We start from the raw sequence: 16,959 nt of genomic DNA, 5'->3' as shown, positions 1-16,959 counted from the left end.
AGAGCAGAACGATCTTAGCGATTAGATCTCTGCTATTGGTTCGGTGGAGCCTTGTTTTGTAAGAGCGATTCCCAGAAGGAAAGTTCCAAAAAAAATGGCGCCCAAAGGCGCCATTCTTGATGTATTCAACTTACTTTTTGATGCGGATAACTGGGGTTTCGCCAACAATGACGGTACCAGAAAGCTTAGTCAGCTCTTTGATTTCGTCCATGTTAGAGATAACAACCGGAGTCAGGGTCGACTTGGCTTTTTCTTCCAGCAACGCCAGATCGAATTCGATCACAACGTCGCCTTTCTTAACGCGCTGGCCTTCTTCAGCGATGCGTTTGAAGCCTTCGCCTTTCAGTTCAACGGTGTCGATACCGAAGTGGACGAACAGCTCAATGCCGCTGTCTGACTCGATTGAGAATGCATGGTTTGTTTCAAAGATTTTGCCAATGGTGCCATCAACGGGTGCAACCATTTTGTTGCCTGTTGGTTTGATAGCAATACCATCACCAACAATCTTCTCTGCAAATACAACGTCCGGCACATCTTCAATGTTGACAATTTCACCAGACAGCGGAGCAAAAATCTCAATGCTGCTAGTGTCTTTTTTGTCGTCTGAAACCAGCGATTTCAGTTTATCAAACAAACCCATGATCTTCTCCTAAGCAAGTAATGTTGGGCGGCGCCCAGCGCATGAATCAGCAGAGAGTTTTTTCTTCAATGAACTTGTTGACCACGTTCATTAAATCTTCTGCCGTTGGCTGGTTCAGAGCTTCATCTGCCAGTGCCTTCACATCTTCAAAATTCGAATTACGAATGATTTTTTTGATGCGAGGGATAGAGATAGAACTCATGCTGAACTCATCCAGCCCCATGCCCAAAAGAAGCAGTGTAGCACGTTCATCACCAGCAAGCTCGCCGCACATACCGGTCCACTTACCTTCCGCGTGAGACGCGTCAATGACCTGTTTGATTAGGGTCAACACTGACGGAGACATAGGGTTGTAGAGATGAGAAATCAGCTCGTTTCCGCGATCTACCGCTAGAGTATACTGGGTTAAGTCATTTGTCCCAATACTAAAGAAGTCAACTTCCTTCGCTAAATGGCGAGCGATAGTTGCGGCTGCTGGTGTTTCAACCATTACGCCGACTTCAATCGTTTCGTCAAAGGCTTTGCCTTCTTCGCGCAGTTGGGCTTTAAGCAGTTCTAATTCACCTTTCAGCTCACGAACTTCCTCAACGGAAATCACCATTGGGAACATGATACGCAGCTTACCGAATGCTGATGCACGCAGAATAGCGCGTAGCTGAGCGTGCAGGATTTCTTTGCGATCTAAACAGATGCGAATGGCACGCCAGCCCAAGAATGGGTTTTCTTCTTTTGGCAGATCCATATACGGCAGATCTTTGTCGCCACCGATGTCCATAGTACGGACGATAACGGCCTGAGAACCCATGCCTTCAGCAACGGCTTTGTAGGCTTGGAACTGCTCTTCTTCCGTTGGGAACGCATCGCGATCCATGAACAGGAATTCAGTACGATACAGACCAACGCCTTCTGCACCGTTACGTTCAGCGCCGGCGATATCACGCACGGTACCGATATTGGCACAAACTTCAACCTGATGACCGTCCAGCGTAATCGCTGGCAGATCTTTCAATTTCACGAGTTCGTTCTTTTCAGAAACGTACTGGTTTTGTACCGCTTTCAATTCTTCAACGATTTCTGCCGTCGGATTGACGTAGATTTTGTTGTTTACGGCATCCAGAATGAGGAAATCGCCGTTTTTGACTTGTTTGGTCACATCAGAAGTACCCACGATCGCAGGCAGTTCCAGAGAACGCGCCATGATAGAGGTGTGGGATGTACGTCCGCCCAGATCGGTAATGAAGCCCAAAACTTTGTTTAGGTTTAGCTGTGCGGTTTCTGACGGAGTCAGATCGGTTGCAACCAGAATAACTTCTTCTTGAATTGCACTTAAATCAACGATGGTCATGCCGAGAATGTTCATCAGCAGACGTTTACCGATATCGCGTACGTCAGCTGCACGCTCTTTCAGATATTCATCGTCCAGCTCTTCCAGAGCTTTGGCCTGACCTTCGACAACTTCGTGAGCCGCAGCGTCAGCGGTCATTTTGCTGTCTTTAATGAGGGCTATGATTTCCTGCTCAAGCTCTTCGTCTTCCAACAACATGATGTGGCCTTCGAAGATGGCGGCTTTCTCTTCGCCAAAGGTCTCGCTCGCTTTAACTCTGATGGTTTCCAGCTGTTCAGATGCTTTATCACGACCAGCTTTAAAACGAGCGATTTCCTGCTCCACTTCTTCAGCAGCGATTTTTTTCCGGTTGATGATAATCTCATCTTCTTTCAGTAAAAGTGCTTTACCAAAAGCAATGCCCGGCGATACTAAGATACCTGAAATCATAACCCTACCTTACTGTTGACTGGTTAAACTAAATGGATTGGACTTGAGAATTACTCAAGTTCTGCCATCAGTTTTACCAAGTGTTCAACGGCTTTCTGTTCGTCTTCGCCTTCAGCGGAGATAGTGACTACGGTACCTTGGGTCAGACCCAGAGTTTGCAGCTTGAACAGGCTCTTAGCGCTTGCGCTTTTGCCGTTAGAAGTCACAGTGATTTCTGAGGTGAAGCCTTTTGCTTCTTTAACGAACTGAGCAGCAGGGCGGGTGTGCAGACCATTCGGAGCGGTAATCGTAACTTCTTGCTGGAACATAGGTTTCCCCAACTATTTTTGAATTAATGTTGTGGGGCTAAAGTTTAGCTTAAAGACTCGACTTTAGCCTGTTTTCAGTTAGCGCTTCACTCGTGGAGCAGTGGCAAATCTGAGCGTTGTAGAAAATGAGTGAGGAGAGTTCATTTACAGCAGGAACTGCCCCCAATCGTTTTCTCACTACCAACCCATTATGCCGCTTTCGTGCCGCTCAGGACAAATCAGTAAATCGATTCAGCCGACTTGACACAGCACGGGTGCTTTATTTCGCGCTTCAAAATAATTGCTTGGTTAAATACTAGACCCGGGCGGGAAAAGCAAGATTGGGCAGGTAAAAACTTTGAACTGCACCACAAAAAAGCACCCAGTTGGGTGCTTTTTTAGCATGTTTAGAACATCAGCATCACTGTTGCAGCTCTTGCTCTGTGAACAGATCTGCGAACAATGCCGTGCTTAAATATCGTTCACCCGAGGATGGAAGAATAACCACAATTGTTTTGTCAGTAAAGTCTGGATCGTTAGCAAGTTTTACCGCTGCAACAACTGCTGCGCCCGATGAGATCCCCGCTAAGATACCTTCTTCTTCCATCAGGCGTCGCGCCATTGCGATGGCTTCATCGTTGCCAACCAGTTCCACGCGGTCAACCAGCTCTAAATCGAGGTTATCTGGAATGAAGCCTGCGCCGATACCCTGAATTTTATGTGGGCCGGGTTTAATCTCTTCGCCAGCGAGGGCCTGAGTGATGACCGGCGACGTTTCTGGCTCAACGGCAACGGTAATAATTTGTTTACCTTTGGTTTTTTTCAGATAACGCGTCGTGCCTGTTAGGGTTCCGCCAGTGCCAACGCCGGAGATTAATACGTCCACTTCGCCATCGGTGTCTTCCCAAATTTCTGGCCCCGTGGTTTTCTCATGAATTTCTGGGTTGGCAGGGTTGCTGAACTGTTGCAGCAGAACAAAGCGTTTCGGGTCGGAGGCGACAATCTCTTCAGCCTTGGCAATAGCGCCTTTCATGCCTTTAGCGCCTTCGGTCAGCACCAGATTGGCACCGAGTGCTTTAAGCAACTTGCGGCGCTCAAGACTCATGGTTTCTGGCATGGTCAACGTGAGTTTGTAGCCACGAGCCGCGGCGACGAAGGCTAACGCAATACCGGTATTTCCGCTGGTTGGTTCCACCAACTCAATGCCAGGTTTCAAAATGCCACGTTTTTCGGCATCCCAAATCATGTTGGCGCCGATACGGTCTTTAACGCTAAAACTTGGGTTACGTGATTCCACTTTCGCCAAAATACGACCATTGCCGATACGATTCAGACGAACAAGCGGCGAATGACCGATTGTCAGGGAGTTGTCTTCAAAAATCTTGCTCATAGCACGTCCTTTAACTCTATGAAATTCAGGGAACATTACTTGAGCATACGCGATTACCTCCCGTAGGGAAGTAAAGAAATCGCATATGCTTATGTCAATAAGGGATTAGGTTTAGCGGAAGAGGAGAGCGACAACAAAAAGTCAGTAGTAGAGCAGCCGAAGCTGCTCAGAGAGAACGTCATAGGGGATTATGGTTGAATGCGGGAGTACTCAGCGCGATAACGATCAACCCACATCGCTGTGGCTCCGCATACGGCAACAGGCATAATCACCAGATTAAGGATTGGGATCATGGTGAATAAGCTGGTGAGTGCACCAAATTGCAAGTTGTCGACCTTGTTGCGACGTAATGCATTACGCATATCAGGGAAGCTCACCTTATGGTTATCGAACGGGTAGTCGCAATATTGAATCGACATCATCCATGCACTGAATAGGAACCACAGGACGGGCGCGACGGTTTGACCGACTCCAGGAATAAAATAAAGGATTAGTAAGACGATCGCGCGTGGCAGGTAGTACGCCAGCTTTTTCCATTCACGGGCCATAATTCGTGGTACGTCTTTTACCACACTCCAAATGCTGGTGTCCGGCAAGGGTTTCCCTGTTAGAACCCCTTCAAGTTGCTCGGCTAATAGTCCGTTGAATGGCGCGGCTATCCAGTTAGCTATTGTGCTAAATAGGTAGCTGAAAACTAAAACAATAGAGATAACGGCAAGCGGCCATAACAAATAGCTTAGCCATTGCAACCATTCGGGGACATGACTCATTAGGCTAGGTATCCATGCCCCTAACTGGAGAAAAAGCCACCAAAATGCGAGTCCCATCAAGACGATGTTGACCAACAAAGGCATCACTACGTAGCGTTTGATTCCGGGTAGCCGAACAAGCCGCCAGCCTTCCGAAAAGTAATGTATGCCGCTGGTTCTTTTTGGGATATTTCTTTGCATTGACCCGGTTGGGGTGTTTTTCATAACTACTCTTTCAGTTGTATTAGTTATATTAAAAAAAATCTCAGCTATCATAACTATGAGTGAAATGGGTTTCCAGTTCAGAATCGACCGAAAAATCAGCAAAAAAGTGCGAAAAGTCATCTTTCTTAAGGTAAATTTCAGTCGAGACTTGCACTTGTATCAACAGCCAAATAGAGTTATGCGTTAAGGGTTTGCCATTATGGCAATAGTATTAAAACAACAGAGATTGCGATGATGCAGGATTTGCGTCTGATATTAATTGTTGTTGGTGCGGTCGCCATTATAGCGTTGTTACTGCACGGCTTGTGGACCAGTCGTAAAGAACGTTCTTCGCTATTTCGCGATCGTCCAGCGAAACGAACAAAAAAACAGCGTGACGAACAGTCACTGGCTGAAGTAGATGAAGGCGTCGGTGAAGTTCGGGTTCAGCGTTCCAGCAAGCCTGTGCAGAAGCCGGTAGAGCCTGCTTTTGGCCAGTTCAGTGAGACGCAAGATGACCGTCCCGATCCTTTGGATTCGGTGCGTGCGCCTTCACGTCCCACTGCGCAGCCAAGCTCTGTCGTTCGAGAACAGCACGAACCAAGCGATCCTTTGTTGGGTGACGCTTTGTTTGGTGACGATGATGACAATGATTATCGCCAGCCAGTGCAGAAGCCGATTCGTCATTCACAACCGGCAGAACCTTCACTTCATCGCCACGAGCCAGCTCACCATGCTGAAGACGATGATGAAATTTCCGCACCTCGTGTTTCAGCATCTTATGATGATGAAGAGTACGAGGATGAGGCGCCTCAGGCTGAGCCTGTAGCGCCAGCTGAACCGGAAAAAGTGACAGAAACCGTTTTGGTTCTTCACGTCGCCGCACATCATGGTAGCGTGATCGGGGGGGAAGTGTTGCTGCAAAGCGTATTGCAGTCGGGCTTCCAGTTTGGCGCGATGAATATTTTCCATCGCCACCTGAACCCAGCGGGCAGCGGTCCAGTGCTGTTTAGCATGGCGAACATGGTGAAACCAGGTAACTTCGACCCTGACAATATGTCTGATTTCAGTACGCCGGGGATCTCCTTCTTTATGATGGTGCCTTCCTACGGTGACGCTAACCAGAACTTTAAGCTGATGCTGCAATCAGCACAGCGCATCGCTGACGATGTGGGTGGTGTGGTGCTCGATGATGAGCGCCGCATGATGACGCCGCAGAAGCTAGAGATTTACAAAGCGCGTATCCGTGAAGTGTTGGATAACACAGCGAAATAACGCTAAAGCGATATAATCAAGTAAACTGAAACCCCCGTATATCGGGGGTTTTTTATCATTAATAAATGATGGTGGATTATGACTTCTACGACCGGACAACAACTTCAACAGCAACTCGACCAGCTGAGAACTGCGTTGCGCCATCATGAGTATCAGTATCATGTGCTAGATGCCCCAGAAATCCCCGACGCCGAATATGATCGTTTGATGCGTGAGCTGCGTGCGTTGGAAGAGCAACACCCTGAACTTATCACGCCTGATTCTCCCACCCAACGAGTGGGTGCCGCGCCGTTGTCTGCATTTAGCCAAGTGCGCCATGAAGTGCCTATGCTTTCGCTGGATAACGTTTTCGATGATGAAAGCTATTTAGCCTTTGACAAGCGTGTTCACGACCGATTGAAAACCGCAGAGCCATTAACTTTTTGCTGCGAGCTTAAACTTGATGGTTTGGCCGTTAGCCTACTCTATGAAGATGGTGTCTTGGTTCGAGGAGCGACTCGCGGCGACGGCACGACCGGTGAAGATATAACGGCTAATGTGAAAACGATCCGTGCGATCCCTCTGCGATTGCAAGGCGATAATATCCCTCGGCGTGTGGAAGTTCGTGGCGAAGTTTTTATGCCGCTAGCCGGTTTTGAAGCCATGAATGAAGAAGCGCGTCGCAAAGACGGCAAAGTTTTCGCCAATCCGCGAAACGCCGCAGCGGGATCGCTGCGCCAGCTCGATCCGCGGATCACGGCTAAACGTCCGCTGACATTCTTCTGCTATGGCGTTGGTTTGATGGACGGTGGTGAACTGCCAGCCAGCCACTATGCGCGTTTACAGCAGTTTAAAGCCTGGGGTTTACCGGTGAGCGATCGCGTAAAACGGTGTACTGGCAGCGATGAGGTGCTGAAGTTTTATCGTCAGGTTGAGCTGGATCGTCCAACGCTAGGTTTTGATATCGACGGTGTCGTCATCAAAGTTGATAGCATTGAGATTCAGGAACAGCTCGGCTTTGTCGCGCGAGCACCTCGCTGGGCGACGGCGTTTAAGTTCCCCGCTCAGGAACAAATGACGGTGGTTAACGGCGTTGAATTTCAGGTTGGCCGTACAGGGGCAATCACGCCCGTGGCTCGTCTAGAGCCCGTTTTGGTCGCAGGCGTTATTGTGAGTAACGCCACGCTACATAACGCTGATGAAATTGACCGTCTTGGCCTGCGAATTGGTGACACCGTTATTGTTCGTCGTGCCGGTGACGTGATACCACAGGTAGTTGGCGTCGTTGAAGCGCAGCGTCCTGAGAATGCACAGGAGATCGTTTTTCCGCAGCATTGCCCAGTATGCGGTTCTGACGTTGAGCGTGTGGAAGGCGAGGCGGTGGCTCGCTGTACCGGTGGGTTGATCTGCGGTGCGCAGCGCAAAGAGTCTCTGAAGCACTTCGTTTCACGCCGCGCGATGGACGTTGATGGTATGGGCGACAAAATCATCGAACAATTGGTCGAAAAAGAGTATGTGAAAACACCGGCCGATCTCTATCGCCTGACGGCGGGGATCCTCACGGGGCTTGATCGCATGGGACCGAAGTCTGCGACGAATCTGGTTAATGCCTTAGCGAAATCGAAAGAAACGACGTTAGCAAGATTCCTATATGCATTAGGTATTCGCGAAGTAGGCGAAGCCACCGCGGCGAATTTGGCTGCACACTTTGGCTCACTCGAGGCTTTGCGTGAAGCTGATGTTGAAGCGCTGAAAAGCGTACAGGACGTGGGTGAAGTCGTGGCTAAGCATGTGCGCCATTTTCTCGGTGAAGAGCATAATCAGAAAGTGATCGATGAGCTGATCAGCGACGAGATTGGTATCCATTGGCCTGCACCGCAGGTCATTGTGGCTGAAGAGATTGATAGCCCATTTGCAGGCAAAACCGTGGTATTAACCGGCTCGCTGAGCCTGATGCCGCGTGATGAAGCTAAAGATCGTCTGGCTGCGTTAGGCGCTAAAGTCAGTGGCAGCGTATCCAAGAAAACCGATATGGTTATTGCAGGCGAAGCGGCAGGATCTAAATTAGCTAAGGCTCAAGAGCTCGGTATTCCGGTGATTGATGAAGCGGAAATGATTCGGCTGTTAGGGCTGTAATTATCTCTTATACATAACCTCCCCCTTTTAGCAGGGGAGGTTAGTTAAAGGGGATGAATAGGTTAAACATGGAAAAAGAAAACCTTATCGAGATCGCCAATATGGTGATGCCTTTTGGTAAATATAAAGGCCGTGTGCTGATCGATTTACCGGAAGAATATCTGTTGTGGTTTGCGCGCAAAGACGAGTTTCCACAGGGGAAGCTTGGTGAATTGATGCAGATTACGTTAGCCATCAAGATTGAAGGGCTAGAAGGATTGGTTAAGCCGCTTAAGCGTCAGCGAAATTAAGAAGGGCAGTGAAAACTGCCCTTATTTTTACCTTGGATTTTTACTGTGGCTGGATATGGGTAATGTTGCCAGCCTCATCATGCATGACTTTAACAATACGGTGCGCCTGCTGCGGATGAGTTTCACCAATGCGTTGCTGTAGTTCATGGTTACGCATCATTATCAATACTTTCCATAGATAGCGCAGCGCAAACCACAGCGCCAGAATTATCCCCATCGATATAATAATGAGGCTGTAATCACCCAGCCGGTTCAGGTTGCTGAGCAAATCGTGGCTGTTGAGCAGATAGCTGTAGAGAAAGAAGACAATGGCAAGCCAAACGCCAATAATCAACAGCGGCTGTCCAAAACCAAACCAAATATATAGCAGCATTCTCTGGCGTTTGTTCACCTTGGAAGCCGTGAGAAAGCTTTTGGCTGATACTTCAATGATCGGATTTTCCATGTTGAATACCCCTGTCAGGACTAACCCACACTGCTCGCGCACCTTGGCGGCGAAACAGCACGGAGGGAACGGCAACCAAACTGGTTACCACGTTGATTAACCAAAAGATTAATGGATACCAAATCGTCCATAGATAGCACTTCAAAATTCCGCGATCGTAACGGCGGTCGATTAGGCAACTCACCAGCAGTTGCAGCAGACAGGTCACCCCAAGCACCATTCCGTTCCAGACCGGTACGACCGAGATCTGCCATTTGGTTGGCAATAGAAAAAAGACATCGGCAAACATCAGCAGGAATGCAAATGCCATGCAGTAGGCCCAAAAAATACTCACTACATACTCGCAAAACAGCGGCAGCATCATGCGGTTACGCGGTGTAAACATGGCAGGAAAATATTTAAATACGGTTTGTACGCCGCCTTTTGACCAGCGCAGGCGTTGCCGATAAAGACCCATGAGGGTTTCGGGGGTTAATATCCATGTCAGTGCTCGTGGCTCATAGCTGATTTCCCAGCCATGAGTCTGTAATTTCCAACTGATATCAATATCTTCTGTCAGCATATCCACGCTCCAGTAACCGACTTCTTCAAGAGCACTTTTACGGAATAGGGCGATAACGCCAGATACCGTAAACAGGCGGCCAAACACTTGCTGACAGCGCTTGATGAGTCCGACCGTTGAGGAGAATTCACCTACCTGCATGCGTCCCAGCAATGAGGTGCGATTGCGAATGCGTGGATTCCCCGTGACTGCCCCCATGCGCGGATGCTTAACGAAATGACGAACTAAAAAGTGCAGTGCGTTCGCGTCAAGTAACGCATCGCCATCCATGCAGAGAATAAAATCCCCGGTAGCGAGCTGCGCAGCCGTATTCAGTCCTACGGCTTTTCCTTGGTTTTTATCCTGATGAATAGCCACTAAAGTTGGAAATTGCGCGACTAATTCATTGAGGATCTCACCGGTGCGATCTTTGCTTCCATCATTGACTGCCAGCACTTCATAGTCTGGATAGTTGAGAGTCTGCAAGTGGCTGATGACTTCACGTACGTTTTGCTCTTCGTTATAGCAGGGCACAATGATCGAGATGCGTGGGGTGACTGCTTCAGAGAAATCAGGATGAGTGAAATCATCGTGCCGCTCGTAAGCCACGAAATAGATCAGCCCGCCTAGCATCCATAGCCAAGCCATGAAAAAGGGATAATAGAAAACAAAGCCAAACAGTAACGTTGGAATATCGGATGTGAAAAAGTGGCTCATGGTGCCGTTCTCCACTGTTTGATGCTTGGCTTTTTAACTCCCTCTTGCACTATCTGGCTGTGGCATTTGGGTAGCGGTTTACGCTCAATGACGTCACTTTGTGCCGACATCAATGGGCGAATTATTTCAGTATTCGGCTGATTGTTGAGGAAATCGTCTGGGTAATAACCGAGATGCCGTGCTCCAAGTGCGCGTAATAGCGTGAGTTGGTGCAACAGAACATGGCTATCAATAGGCTGTTTCTTTCTCCAATCGTGACTTTGCAGCTCAAAAACAGTTTTTTGGATACCCAGAGGCTGCGCAGCGACCTTCTGATACAGCTGAGTTAACCAACGATCGGGTGTTGCAGAAGACTCCATAAAAGGCATTGCCATTAGCGCGGTGTAATCGTAGCTAGCCAAGAACTTTGGCAGGCTTTGGGCATACCAGTGTTCAGCCGTTTCCTCCATCACTGGCTGCGCATATAGATTGCGGGCGGTCATCATGTTGGCACTGGCGAACTGATTCTTTTGCGCTTCACCGGCAAGCTGCTGCGTAAAACTAATCAAGAAATCGGTCTTTTTATCTGTCCATATGCGTATTAGCGTGGGATCTGCTTTGATCTTGCTAATGTCATCAGGTAGCCCCCATGCTCGGTATTGGGCTAGCGCGGCAGGACGAGTGTCTTCATCATCGCTGAGCGCGGCGTCATCATGGAACAGAATTCCCTGAAATGGCGTGTAGCGTGCTAGATCATGATAAAGCTGCGTGATGGTCGCGCGGACGTCTGGCTCAAATGGGCTGAGCCGCGGGTAGGGTGACATACTCGCGCGCGTCTGGCTGTGGGTAGAGGTTACCCATTTATCCGCGGCGGGATTGCTTTTCGGCAGAGCAAAGCTGAGCACTGGCATCCACGCGAAAACATTGACGTGAGTACGCGTCTGTAACTGCCACGATACGCGGCTGAAGAGGTCGGCTCGCATAGGCAAGACGCTGTTAGGGAAGTAAACTTCTTTGATCAGGCCGCTGCCGTCAGGATCGGCAAAAGCCTGAAGATAAACACTGGTTGGCGCTAAATCCTTAATACGATCCAGCAGACAGGATAAGTTTTTATCCTGCTGGCGTGGATCGGGGTCATAGACATAATCTAAATCGACATGCACGACACGTTCAACGGGATAGATATTACCGTTATATTTGGCTGGTGCTCTGAGTTCCTGCTTGAGCAATGATGTGGTGGTGTCATAGCCGATCAGAATGCGCGTAATTTTATCTAGCGGAACGGAAGGGGAATTTGCGCCAGAATCCAGAGTAAACATAATCGGCATGCCCAAACTACGAGCAATTGCCTGCACCGGTTGATGATACGCGCCATAGGGCCAGACCATGATACGCGGGGCTTTACCCGTATATTGCTGAATTAGATGAGCGCTGGTAGCCAGATCGTCTCTGACCCTTTGGGTATATTCATTCTCGGTTTCATAGCGTTTTTCATCGCTTAAATAGCGTAATGCGGTAGCGGCAGGTAATTCATTACCCTGAGGGTTTGCCAGCATTCCGTGGTGTAGATTGTGAGTGTGAGAGGCGAACTCGACCAGTCCAGAACGCTGCATCTCAGCGACTTCGGCCCAGTTGAGAAAATAGTCGCCAGGTAAAGTCACCGTGGCGCTGATTTTGATTTTTTCATCAGCGGGATGATTTACCCAATCGGTAATCAACGCTTGAACTGCAGGGTATCCGTAGGCTTTCAGCAGTGGAAATACGTGAGTATAAAAACTGCGATACCCATCGTCGAAGCTAAGCAGCACCGAGCGCGGTGGCAACTTCTTTTTTCCTTGGCGCGCTGCAATGATTTGGTCAACGGATATCATGTGATAATCATTTTCTTTTAGCCATGCAAACACCGAGGCCAGTGTTTTTGTATCTATGGCGGTGGCATCCGGATAGGTTTCAAAGCTGGCACGTAGATTATCTCGCACGTCATGAAACGCTAATACGCGAAAGGTGACGCCGTCGTCGGGATCGGCCGGCGGCTGAATATCAATCGGAGGCAATTGTTCAGCGGCAAAAGCGCCTTGAAACAACATGATGCTCAAGATAAGAGCGGTAATTAAACGAATAATAGACGTCATAGCGCGCTTCCTAGAGGTAGTGTCAGTGACAGATAAAAAAGGGTTCTGTTTTCGCGCGATTCGTCGTAGCGATGAGTATTAATTCCGATGCCATAGGTGAGTTCTGAATAGGCAGTGAGTGCCCACTGATGCTCGAGTCTGAGTTCGGCAAACAGGCTATTGCCAAAATGACGCTGCTGATATTCACCTGCGGTGAGGTAGGTACGCTGGGTAAAATGGCGCCGCGAGGATTGCAAGGGCGTCCATTGATGTAACAGGGTGACTCCGGCCGAATAGTCGCGTTCAGGGCTGAAATATTCAGCATCAGATAAGCGGTTGCTGCTGGTGGAAAGCGCCAGCGAGGCATCCAGTCGATGGCGTGGTTTCGTCCATACCATCTGTGTTGCAGAGGCCTGCCACGTCTGGCTAAGATTGCCGTCGCTTAAGCGCTGGTTTTGATAGCTAAGCTCGGCAGAACGGGTGCTGTCGGTTTGATAATGTACGGCGGCGGTAGTTTGCTTGCTGCTGATACCGTTATCGTAGGCTTTCCATGCGAGTTCATTGCTGTTGTTATCGTATCCAACATCGAATTGCCAATGGTCGGAAGGCAAATAGCTAAGTTGGGTCGCGACCCCAGTTTTCGCAGCGCTACCATTGCTACGGTTGATTTCTAAAGTATTCAGCCACTGAGTAGCTCGAAAATCTATACCAGCACCGTTACGTACGCGTAGCGGTGTGCCTTCTTCTGTTTTCCCTCGGCCGGTAAATTGATGTGCAAACAGCCGCCAGTTTTGCTGAATCGGCGCCGAATATAAGTGGCTATCTATTTGCCAGTCATAATCGCTCAGTGTGCCGTTACCACGTCCGCCGCTCGCGTCGGAAGTAAAATAGGGCAGTTGCTCATGCTGATAGTGATCAACAAACTGGGTAACCGAATGGTTATCTTCAAAACCATGAGATAATTGCTGATAAATGGTTTGGCTAAGCTCAAAATCACGGCGTGCCAGAGAGGCTTCGCCAAGTCCGGCACGTGCCTCTAGGCTGTCTGGCGTTTGATTCAGTGCAATACGATAGGCCTGGGCTGAGTGTGTCGGTAAGTCTCGTAGCAGATAGGCTTGAGCCTGTGTGGTAAGCAGGTCATCATTCATTGGCGCAGAGTGAACCAAGTTGTCAATTTGCCGTTGGCCCAGCGTGATGTTTCCGCTGTACAGCGTATATTGCGCCCGCATTTTCTTGACCGTAGCGTAGTCTGGATTTACGAGGCCAGGTGCGGCGCTGAGTCTGACCCATTGCGGTGTATTAGGCTCAAGATCGGACAACAGCTTTTCAGCTTGCTCATAACGACCACAGTCTAATAGGGCATAGAACAGCATTTCTTGTGTGGGAATCGGGTCGATCTCTCCAGGTAAAGCGTGAGTTAAAGCATATTCATAACTAGCCACGGCTTTCTCGGGCTGTTCCAACTGCATAAATGCATCGCCGCGAGCGACGCTGACGTAGGCAGGCAACGCTGTGAGTTTCTCGAGTTCATCCGCACGAACGATAGCCATACGAGCATCGCCTTTGGCACTCAATGCGACGATTTGATCGCCTAGAACCTGAAGGTATGCCGAAGCGTTTTTACGTGTATAAGTCGTAAGAAATTCTTGCTCGTTATTAACGGTCTCATTGAGAGAGATGAGACGCTGCGGGCCATTATCATTGCGACTTTCGTCCAACCCCCAACGCAGGTAAAGGCTCAGTCTATGCTGAGCGATTTCTTCTGCTTGAAGTTTTTGGTTCAGCTGTGGTTTCTTTTGGATTTTGTCCCAGGCCAGCGTTGGCGCGCCTAACGCCATTAGCTCAGAAACTGAAGGCTCTTCCACGATAGCTGCGCAGACTGGATATGGAACAGTGGGTAATATCAGGAAGGCCGCAAACGCCACGTTTTCCCAACGAGGGTTTAAATAACTCACAAACGATACCTTTTCTGTTGTTACTGGATTACGGTGCGGTGAAGGCAGAAATAAAGTACATGATTTCTCATTAGGCTATTTGTGGTAAATAAAATCTTAGCTTTAATGAATTAGGTGCATATATGCATATGGACTAATTACCTAAGAAAATTCCCTTAACTTCATTTGTAGCCAATTGTTCTATAACGAGAGAATCCTAGTAATGATTTCATGCACCGAATTAATAGTGGAGTGAAAAAAAGTATAATCCTGTGATGTTAATGTTCAGCGATGCTTTGCTCTCTTGTTATAAGGCGGTATCTGCGTAAAATAATAATGGAAAGTTGAAGGTGAAAATGGATGTAGGCAATGGGATGTATTTTTATTTTCATATGACATTTTCAATAAAATAATCACGAAATTTTCTTCATCATGAATAGGAATTATCTCGCATGTGTGAATATTGATAATGTGAGGGATTTTCCAGGTAGGAGCTTTAGATGAAACAAGGGAAAATAACGATTAGTACGCTAACGCATAAAATTGTTACTGTAGATGGAGAGGAACACACATTACGCAGTAAAGAATATCAAATGCTATGTCTGCTTTTAGAACGAGCACCTCTCTGTGTCACTCGTCGTGAGATCATTTCACATGTTTGGAGCGGGACTTACAGCGCTGATGCGACGATTAATCAAACGATGAAATCAATTCGACGTAAGCTGGGAGATAAGGATTTCACGTTGATTCAAACGATACCCCGCATGGGGTATCAAATCGAACATCCAGAACTTTTCTCTTTGGAGCCGATAGTAAATAATGATCCTACCCATCAAGAGAATAGCGTTTCGGAGAAGAAACAACAGAGTACCTTTTCATCGGAAGTCAATAAGCCTAAAACGCAAAATATTCGCCAAGTTAATAACGATGTCTATGGAATAAAACGCTGGAGTGGAAGTGTAACTATTGGGATATTATGTTTTATCTGTGGAGTGTTGTGGCATGGTGGGACATCAACATTGCCCATTTTACTAAAAAGTAAAGCACGCGATGATATTCCGAATTCGTTAATCTCTACAGCCAAACAAGGGGGAGATAGTGCAATCATCTCTGATGATTATAGATTTGTTTGTAAGTATTCATGGCATGGCGAAGAGCAATTTTCACTTGTATGTACTAAGGTCAAATTATCTGAAAATGAAACTGTAGAAAAATAGTGACTATTTATTTTTAATTTTAACATTTATATTATTTGCAATAAGATTCCTCTCAATATATGTGAAATTATAAGTTTATAATCTGTAAAGTTTATATTTTATGTTTCATCTGAAGACGTTAATTTAGCAATCGATAATATTATTAAAGTTATACGTGGTTTTTGCCGTATATAGGTATATGAAACAGTACGAAAGGGACTGTAAAATCCATCTAGGATAGCCTAGTCTTTCTCTAGAACACGGTAGCTGATATCTCAAGTAGGCATTATGAACATCATACCTCCGGTAAATGCGCGGCCAGATGCTTTATCCACGTTACATGGCGAGAAGCTTACGGCAGACATGTTGACGGTTAAAATCGATCAGCTGCTTAACTTGCTTGATAGAAAGGACATCTCTCCTCAGCAACGTGAAACATTGATTCGTGCGTTGACTTCGTTACAGCAGGAAAGAACCCTGCTGCGCCAACTTAATACCGGAGCCAAACCTTCCCAACCTTCCTCTCTGATACAGAGTAACCGCCCTGAGGGCACAGCAGCTACGCGTACGGTAGCGGCTGATATGCAGAGTACTCAACCTGTGGTGATTGGAGATACCGCCAAGGCGCTGATGAGTAAAAGTGAAATTCAGCATGCTTTACAGGTTAATCAGGGGTTGGATAAAGCGCTAGGTGGCCTAAGTCCTAGTTCGCAGGCGTCTAATGTAGTGCGATCCCCGTTGGAGAATTATTTGGCTGTTGCCGCTCAGAATCCTGTGGTGAATGTGAAACCTGATGAGACAGAGAATAAAATCACCTCAGTAACAGACCCTAAGCCTCTCTTTGGACTCATTCCGCAGGGGTGGGTGCCTAAAAGTATGCGAATCCCCGTTCGCTCTTCTGGATGGGTGGTATTTGTGGGAGTTATGATTTTGTTGGGGATGGTGCTTTGGGCCTGGTAGTGATAAATAGAATTGAGTGTGTCGAAGATGTCATATTGGCGGGAGAGGGCTATGTACAAAAACAAAAAAACGCCTCTCGGCGCTTAATGTTTTATCTGAATGGTGGGTCGTGCGGGATGACTCGGCTGTGCCTCGCCCTTCGGGCCGTTGCTAACGCAACGTTGTCTTACTTCGTTCGACTCGAACCTGCTCCAGGTTCTCATTCCTCACGATTTTGCACAGGGTACAAAAACAAAAAAACGCCTCTCGGCGCTTATTGTTTTATCTGAATGGTGGGTCGTGCGGGATTCGAACCTGCGACCAATTGATTAAAAGTCAACTGCTCTACCAACTGAGCTAACGACCCGCAGAA

Annotated in this window: 14 protein-coding genes, 1 tRNA gene and 1 other RNA gene; 5 read left to right on the top strand and 11 right to left on the bottom strand. The window is 47.8% G+C overall.

The features are described 5' to 3' along the window. Nucleotides 1-130 precede the first annotated feature (130 nt). From crr to cysZ, 5 genes are all read right to left on the bottom strand, one after another. Complete coding sequence (gene crr / locus M988_RS13530) at nucleotides 131-640, bottom strand: PTS glucose transporter subunit IIA (protein WP_004096191.1); 510 nt, start codon at nucleotides 638-640, stop codon at nucleotides 131-133. Nucleotides 641-686: 46 nt separating this feature from the next. After that, nucleotides 687-2,414 (bottom strand): phosphoenolpyruvate-protein phosphotransferase PtsI, encoded by a 1,728-nt coding sequence (ptsI, locus tag M988_RS13525; RefSeq protein ID WP_004096190.1) that lies wholly within the window; start codon nucleotides 2,412-2,414, stop codon nucleotides 687-689. Between the two features lie 50 nt (nucleotides 2,415-2,464). After that, on the bottom strand, nucleotides 2,465-2,722 hold the full coding sequence (gene ptsH, locus M988_RS13520) for a phosphocarrier protein Hpr (protein WP_000487600.1): 258 nt from the start codon (nucleotides 2,720-2,722) through the stop codon (nucleotides 2,465-2,467). Between the two features lie 400 nt (nucleotides 2,723-3,122). Continuing rightward, entirely contained in the window at nucleotides 3,123-4,091 is a 969-nt protein-coding gene (gene cysK, locus M988_RS13515) for a cysteine synthase A (RefSeq protein ID WP_008812850.1), read from the bottom strand. Nucleotides 4,092-4,279: 188 nt separating this feature from the next. Continuing rightward, complete coding sequence (cysZ, locus tag M988_RS13510) at nucleotides 4,280-5,065, bottom strand: sulfate transporter CysZ (protein WP_082919461.1); 786 nt, start codon at nucleotides 5,063-5,065, stop codon at nucleotides 4,280-4,282. Between the two features lie 231 nt (nucleotides 5,066-5,296). Between cysZ and zipA the strand changes: the two genes are divergently transcribed. The 3 genes from zipA (at nucleotide 5,297) to M988_RS13495 (ending at nucleotide 8,724) form a co-directional block, all read left to right on the top strand. Beyond that, a complete protein-coding gene (gene zipA, locus M988_RS13505; RefSeq protein ID WP_039189513.1) occupies nucleotides 5,297-6,319 on the top strand; it encodes a cell division protein ZipA in 1,023 nt (340 codons plus the stop codon). A gap of 78 nt (nucleotides 6,320-6,397) precedes the next feature. Then, nucleotides 6,398-8,434, top strand: a complete 2,037-nt coding sequence (gene ligA, locus M988_RS13500) for an NAD-dependent DNA ligase LigA (RefSeq protein WP_064574562.1) — start codon at nucleotides 6,398-6,400, stop codon at nucleotides 8,432-8,434. A gap of 68 nt (nucleotides 8,435-8,502) precedes the next feature. Next, entirely contained in the window at nucleotides 8,503-8,724 is a 222-nt protein-coding gene (locus M988_RS13495) for a DUF3820 family protein (RefSeq protein ID WP_008812854.1), read from the top strand. Between the two features lie 40 nt (nucleotides 8,725-8,764). Here the strand turns inward: M988_RS13495 and M988_RS13490 are convergent, their stop codons facing one another. The 4 genes from M988_RS13490 to pgaA are packed head-to-tail and all read right to left on the bottom strand — an operon-like array spanning nucleotide 8,765 to nucleotide 14,472. After that, a complete protein-coding gene (locus M988_RS13490) occupies nucleotides 8,765-9,169 on the bottom strand; it encodes a hypothetical protein (RefSeq protein WP_004096175.1) in 405 nt (134 codons plus the stop codon). Beyond that, nucleotides 9,150-10,427, bottom strand: coding sequence for a poly-beta-1,6-N-acetyl-D-glucosamine synthase (gene pgaC / locus M988_RS13485; RefSeq protein ID WP_064574560.1), 1,278 nt, complete (start codon nucleotides 10,425-10,427; stop codon nucleotides 9,150-9,152). The genes M988_RS13490 and pgaC overlap by 20 nt, the downstream gene beginning before the upstream one ends. Continuing rightward, entirely contained in the window at nucleotides 10,424-12,538 is a 2,115-nt protein-coding gene (gene pgaB, locus M988_RS13480) for a poly-beta-1,6-N-acetyl-D-glucosamine N-deacetylase PgaB (protein WP_064574558.1), read from the bottom strand. The genes pgaC and pgaB overlap by 4 nt, the downstream gene beginning before the upstream one ends. Continuing rightward, nucleotides 12,535-14,472, bottom strand: coding sequence for a poly-beta-1,6 N-acetyl-D-glucosamine export porin PgaA (gene pgaA, locus M988_RS13475; RefSeq protein WP_064574556.1), 1,938 nt, complete (start codon nucleotides 14,470-14,472; stop codon nucleotides 12,535-12,537). Before pgaA ends, pgaB begins: the two co-directional genes overlap by 4 nt. Before the next feature lie 479 nt (nucleotides 14,473-14,951). Between pgaA and M988_RS13470 the strand changes: the two genes are divergently transcribed. Together M988_RS13470 and M988_RS13465 are read left to right on the top strand one after the other, a co-directional pair. After that, nucleotides 14,952-15,668, top strand: a complete 717-nt coding sequence (locus tag M988_RS13470; protein ID WP_008812860.1) for a winged helix-turn-helix domain-containing protein — start codon at nucleotides 14,952-14,954, stop codon at nucleotides 15,666-15,668. Nucleotides 15,669-15,935: 267 nt separating this feature from the next. Then, nucleotides 15,936-16,607: a hypothetical protein gene (locus M988_RS13465; protein ID WP_064574554.1), complete on the top strand. Its 672-nt coding sequence runs from the start codon at nucleotides 15,936-15,938 to the stop codon at nucleotides 16,605-16,607. 100 nt (nucleotides 16,608-16,707) lie between these two features. On the opposite strand, the gene M988_RS13460 is transcribed toward M988_RS13465, so the two are convergent. Both M988_RS13460 and M988_RS13455 read right to left on the bottom strand, forming a co-directional pair. Continuing rightward, a non-coding RNA gene (locus M988_RS13460) (RtT sRNA) lies at nucleotides 16,708-16,831 on the bottom strand. A gap of 46 nt (nucleotides 16,832-16,877) precedes the next feature. Beyond that, nucleotides 16,878-16,953: transfer RNA gene (locus M988_RS13455), tRNA-Lys, on the bottom strand. Nucleotides 16,954-16,959: the final 6 nt, after the last annotated feature.

Source organism: Hafnia paralvei ATCC 29927 (genome assembly GCF_001655005.1).
GTDB lineage: Bacteria > Pseudomonadota > Gammaproteobacteria > Enterobacterales > Enterobacteriaceae > Hafnia > Hafnia paralvei.
Note: the sequence above shows the minus strand (reverse complement) of the source record. Positions and strands in the feature narration are given on the sequence as shown.

Bases quoted from the DNA above. Each gene is read 5' to 3' on its own strand.
- crr (WP_004096191.1), bottom strand. From the start codon at position 640: ATGGGTTTGTTTGATAAACTGAAATCGCTGGTTTCAGACGACAAAAAA.
- ptsI (WP_004096190.1), bottom strand. From the start codon at position 2,414: ATGATTTCAGGTATCTTAGTATCGCCGGGCATTGCTTTTGGTAAAGCA.
- ptsH (WP_000487600.1), bottom strand. From the start codon at position 2,722: ATGTTCCAGCAAGAAGTTACGATTACCGCTCCGAATGGTCTGCACACC.
- cysK (WP_008812850.1), bottom strand. From the start codon at position 4,091: ATGAGCAAGATTTTTGAAGACAACTCCCTGACAATCGGTCATTCGCCG.
- cysZ (WP_082919461.1), bottom strand. From the start codon at position 5,065: ATGAAAAACACCCCAACCGGGTCAATGCAAAGAAATATCCCAAAAAGA.
- zipA (WP_039189513.1), top strand. From the start codon at position 5,297: ATGATGCAGGATTTGCGTCTGATATTAATTGTTGTTGGTGCGGTCGCC.
- ligA (WP_064574562.1), top strand. From the start codon at position 6,398: ATGACTTCTACGACCGGACAACAACTTCAACAGCAACTCGACCAGCTG.
- M988_RS13495 (WP_008812854.1), top strand. From the start codon at position 8,503: ATGGAAAAAGAAAACCTTATCGAGATCGCCAATATGGTGATGCCTTTT.
- M988_RS13490 (WP_004096175.1), bottom strand. From the start codon at position 9,169: ATGGAAAATCCGATCATTGAAGTATCAGCCAAAAGCTTTCTCACGGCT.
- pgaC (WP_064574560.1), bottom strand. From the start codon at position 10,427: ATGAGCCACTTTTTCACATCCGATATTCCAACGTTACTGTTTGGCTTT.
- pgaB (WP_064574558.1), bottom strand. From the start codon at position 12,538: ATGACGTCTATTATTCGTTTAATTACCGCTCTTATCTTGAGCATCATG.
- M988_RS13470 (WP_008812860.1), top strand. From the start codon at position 14,952: ATGAAACAAGGGAAAATAACGATTAGTACGCTAACGCATAAAATTGTT.
- M988_RS13465 (WP_064574554.1), top strand. From the start codon at position 15,936: ATGAACATCATACCTCCGGTAAATGCGCGGCCAGATGCTTTATCCACG.